Raw genomic sequence first — 4,414 nt, forward strand, 5'->3', positions numbered from 1 at the left:
GGGTGAGGATGGCGGCGCCGGTGAACAGAAAGTGGCTGCTGAATTTCATGATGCGGCGATCTCAAAAATAAAACGCCGCCGGCCGGAGCAGGGCTATTGCGTCCGGCATGCCTGGGCGGCGCGGACCGCCGGAAGTCCGGCGGCAAGTTCACCGTGATCATAGCGCACTGCGCAATGGGGATCGCAATAAAATCAACAGCTTGTCGATGCTGATGGCTTGGGGCTAATGCCGGCGAGGCGTGGCCGCGCGGGCCAAAAACGCAACGGCGGGCGCAAAAAAGCCGCTCCAGCGGGAGCGGCTTGGGTGATCCTGATCAGGCTCACGCCTCTTCTGCAGCCGGCGTGTCCTTGCCTTCCGGCGGCGCGATCTGCTCGGCGTAGCCGCATTCCTTCTGCGGGCATACCTTCTCAGTGCCGCGGCGCTTGGTGGTCTTGATCGTCAGAATGGGCCAGTTGCACTTCGGGCACGGCTCGGCGATCGGCGGGTTCCACGTGGCGTACTTGCACTTGGGATAGGTGTTGCAGCTGTAGAACAGCTTGCCGTAGCGGCTTTTACGTTCGATCAGCTGGCCGGTCTTGCATTCCGGGCAGGTGACGCCGGTTTCGCGCGGCTTTTCCAAGGGCTCGATGTGTTTGCACTTGGGGTAGTTGGCGCAGCCGATGAACTTGCCGTAGCGGCCCTTCTTGATGTGCAGCTCGCCGCCGCAATCCGGGCAGACGCGGCCTTCGATCACGGTCGGCGCTTCCGCCTCTTCCGCCGCCTGTTCGGCGGTTTCGCCGATATTGCGGGTGTAGTCGCACTCCGGATAGCCGGTGCAGGCGATGAAGCGGCCGCGCTTGCCGAACTTGATCGACAGCGGCTTGCTGCATTTCGGGCAGGCTTCGTCCAGGCTTTCCGTGGTCACTTCGGCGCGGGAAATGCTCTCTTTTTCGTCGATCTGCTTCTTGAAGCCCTTCCAGAAGCTGTCCATCACCGGCACCCACTGGCGCGTGCCGCTGGCGATCTCATCCAGCTGGTTTTCCAGCTTGGCGGTGAAGTTGTAGTCGACGTATTGCGAGAAGTGCTCGGTCAGGAACTTGTTGACGATGTCGCCGGTGTCGGTCGGCAGGAAGCGCTTCTTGTCCAGAATGACGTATTCGCGGTCCTTCAGCGTCGAGATGATGCTGGCGTAGGTGGACGGCCGGCCGATGCCGAACTCTTCCAGCGCCTTCACCAAGGACGCTTCCGAATAGCGCGGCGGCGGCTGGGTGAAGTGCTGCTCGCCGTACAGCTTGTCCACCGGCAGGTCTTCGCCCTCGGTCAGCAGCGGCAGCTTGGCGTTGTCCTCGTCCTCGGCGTCGTCCACGTCTTCCTCGTACACGGCGAGGAAGCCGGCGAAGGTTTGCACCTGGCCGCTGGCGCGGAACACGCCTTCGCCCACCAGGATGTCCACGCTGGTGGTGTCGAATCTGGCCGGCGCCATCTGGCAGGCCAGGGTGCGCTTCCAGATCATGTCGTACAGCTTGAACTGATCGGTGGTCAGGAAAGGCTTGACCATTTCCGGCGTGCGCAGGATGGAAGTGGGGCGGATCGCCTCGTGCGCTTCCTGGGCGTTCTTGGCCTTGCTCTTGTAGGTCACCGGGTTCTTGGGCAGGAAGTCGGCATCCCATTTCAGGCCGATATAGCCGCGGATTTCTTCCACCGCTTCATTGGCCAGCACCACCGAGTCGGTACGCATATAGGTGATCAGGCCGACGGTGCCATGACCGATGTCCATGCCTTCGTACAGCTGCTGCGCGGTGCGCATGGTGCGGTCGGTGGTCATGCCCAGCTTGCGCACGGCCTCCTGTTGCAGCGTGGAGGTAGTGAACGGCGCGGCCGGGCTGCGCGATTTCTTTTTCTTCTCGATGGTGCCGACCTGGGCCGGCTTGCCTTCGAGGCGGGACAGCACGGCAGCCTGTTCCGCTTCGTTGGGGATGGCGAACTGGTCGAGCTTGACGCCGGACAGCGTGGTCAGTTTGGCGGAGAACTTGGTGCGGCTCTTGTGGCTGTCGAGATGGACCGACCAGTATTCCTGCTGCACAAAGGCCTTGATCTCGTTCTCGCGTTCGCAGATCAGCCGCAGCGCCGGACTCTGCACCCGGCCGGCGGACAGGCCGCGGCGGATTTTCTTCCACAGCAGCGGCGACAGATTGAAACCCACCAGATAGTCCAGCGCGCGGCGCGCCTGCTGCGCGTCCACCAGATCCTGGGCGATGGCCCGCGGGTTCTGGATCGCGTCCAGCACCGCGTTCTTGGTGATCTCATGGAACACCACGCGCTGGGCGGTCTTGTCCTTCAGCAGCTTCTTGCTGTTGAGGATCTGCACCAGGTGCCAGGAAATGGCCTCGCCTTCGCGGTCCGGGTCAGTTGCCAGGTAGACGTGATCGGCCTCGCGCACCGCGCTGACGATGGCGTCCACGTGCTTGGTGTTGCGCGCGATCAGCTGGTACTTCATCGCGAAGTCTTTTTCCGGATCGACGGCGCCGTTTTTCGGCACCAGATCGCGCACGTGGCCGTAAGAGGCCAGGACCTCGAAGTCCGGGCCAAGATATTTTTTCAGCGTCTTCGCCTTGGATGGCGATTCGACGATCAGGAGGCTGGTGGGCATATTATCTTTTCAGCAATATTCAAGGCCGGACGCGCCCGGCCGACACATCTTGTTATATCCGTCAAACGAAACAAGAGCGCAAGGGCGCTCTTGAACACAATAAGGGGTTGACCAATCGGCGGCATGTTAAGCCGCCGGGCCGGGCCTGACAAGTTATTGCATGGTTGGCTCGCCATGCACCGCTTCCAGCAGCGCCTCGCCCAGCAGAATGGGCAATTCGGCCTGTTGCGCCCACAGCACCATCAGCACCAGCAGTTTGGCGTTGCTGACGTCCAGGTCCTCGTGGTCCAGTTCCAGCAAACGGTCTATCACCATTTCGCGCTGAGACGGGGTCAGGGCGCCGTTGTCCTCCAGGAACTGCAGCAGGCCGCGCACGTCGGCCGGCAGGTGCTCGAGCTCGCTGTCGGCGTAGATGCGCATGCCGCTGCCGTCGTCGGCGCCCAGATACGGTTCGACGCTGGCCTCGCTGACGCTGTCCAGCCAGTCCAAGGCTTCGCCGATCTCGTCTTCCTCGAAGCCGATGGCGTTCAGCTGGCGGGTCAGCGAGCTGCGGTCGCCAAAGGCGGCCGGATCGCTGTATTGCTCGAATAAATAGGTGAGTACGTCAAACATGGCTTAGTTTTCTGAGATTGAACGCGGCGCGTTCAGTTTTGCGCCAGACGCTGGAAGCGGCCGCCAGCCACGCTGGCCACCCGGCCATCCAGCTCCAGTTCGAGCAGCATCGCGTAAACCTCCCCCGACGTCAACCCGACGGCGTCGGCCAGCGCGTCCGCCAGCACCGGTTCCCAACCCATCGCGTCCAACAAGGGCGAGGCTTGCGGTGGGGCCGCCGGGGCCGGCGCCGATGGCGCGGCGGACAGCCGGCCCACTTCGTCCAGCACCTCGTCCACGCTCTCCACCAGCCGCGCGCCGTCCTTGATCAGTCGGTGGCAGCCGCGCGCCTGCGGGTTGTGGATGCTGCCGGGTATCGCCATGACCTCGCGGTTGTTTTCCATCGCCAACCGGGCGCTGATCAGCGAGCCGGAGGCGGTGCCGGCTTCCACCACCAGGCAGCCGCGCGCCAGGCCGGCGATGATGCGGTTGCGCCGCGGGAAGTTGCCCGCCAGCGGCCCGATGCCCAGCGCGAACTCCGACAGGATCAGCCCGCGCTCGGCGATCTGGTGCGCCAGCTGGCGGTTGGACGCCGGGTAGACGCGGTCGATGCCGGTGCCGATGACGGCGATGGTGGAGGCGGGATGCGCCAGCGCGCCCTGGTGGGCGGCGGCGTCGATACCGCTGGCCAGGCCGCTGACGATGGTGTAGCCGTGCGCGGCCAGCGCGGCGGCGAAGTCTTCGGCGTTGCGTTTGCCTTGCGCCGTGGCGGCGCGGCTGCCGACTATGGCCAGCATCGGCCGCGCCAGTAATTCGCGCCGGCCGCGCGCGAACAGCAGCGGCGGCGGCGAGGCGGCCTCGGCCAGTTGCGGCGGGTAGTCCTCGTCCAGCAGGGTGATCAGGTGGCAGCCCTCCCCCATGGACCAGGCCAGCGCGGCGTCCACTGATTCCGCCGCGGCCTCGCCATGCAGCGCTTCGGCGGCTTCGCGGCCGATCAGCTTTTCGGTTTGCGCCGGCCGGGCCGACACGGCGGCGTCAGCCGAGCCGAAAGCCTCGATCAGCTTGAGGAAGCCAACGGGGCCGATGCCGGGCGTCAGCGCCAGCCGCAGCCAGGCGCGCGGGGTCGGGCTCATTCGGCGTCCGGCGGGGCGATGCCGTCGCCGACATAGATGGCGCCCGCGCTGTCCAGCACC

The 4,414-nt window shown here is 64.9% G+C and carries 3 protein-coding genes; all 3 read right to left on the reverse strand.

The window, feature by feature from the left end:
- Positions 1-320: 320 nt before the first annotated feature.
- A complete protein-coding gene (topA, locus tag JHD59_RS21600) occupies positions 321-2,630 on the reverse strand; it encodes a type I DNA topoisomerase (RefSeq protein WP_199155779.1) in 2,310 nt (769 codons plus the stop codon).
- A 153-nt stretch (positions 2,631-2,783) separates the two neighbouring features.
- Complete coding sequence (locus JHD59_RS21605; RefSeq protein WP_103321706.1) at positions 2,784-3,242, reverse strand: DUF494 family protein; 459 nt, start codon at positions 3,240-3,242, stop codon at positions 2,784-2,786.
- Between the two features lie 32 nt (positions 3,243-3,274).
- The gene (gene dprA, locus JHD59_RS21610; protein ID WP_199155780.1) at positions 3,275-4,354 is read right to left on the reverse strand and encodes a DNA-processing protein DprA; all 1,080 of its coding nucleotides are present in this window, start codon (positions 4,352-4,354) and stop codon (positions 3,275-3,277) included.
- Positions 4,355-4,414: the final 60 nt, after the last annotated feature.

The sequence above is a fragment of the Chromobacterium sp. ASV23 genome (genome assembly GCF_016428945.1).
Taxonomy (GTDB): Bacteria; Pseudomonadota; Gammaproteobacteria; order Burkholderiales; family Chromobacteriaceae; genus Chromobacterium; species Chromobacterium sinusclupearum.

Bases quoted from the DNA above. Each gene is read 5' to 3' on its own strand.
- topA (WP_199155779.1), bottom strand. From the start codon at position 2,630: ATGCCCACCAGCCTCCTGATCGTCGAATCGCCATCCAAGGCGAAGACG.
- JHD59_RS21605 (WP_103321706.1), bottom strand. From the start codon at position 3,242: ATGTTTGACGTACTCACCTATTTATTCGAGCAATACAGCGATCCGGCC.
- dprA (WP_199155780.1), bottom strand. From the start codon at position 4,354: ATGAGCCCGACCCCGCGCGCCTGGCTGCGGCTGGCGCTGACGCCCGGC.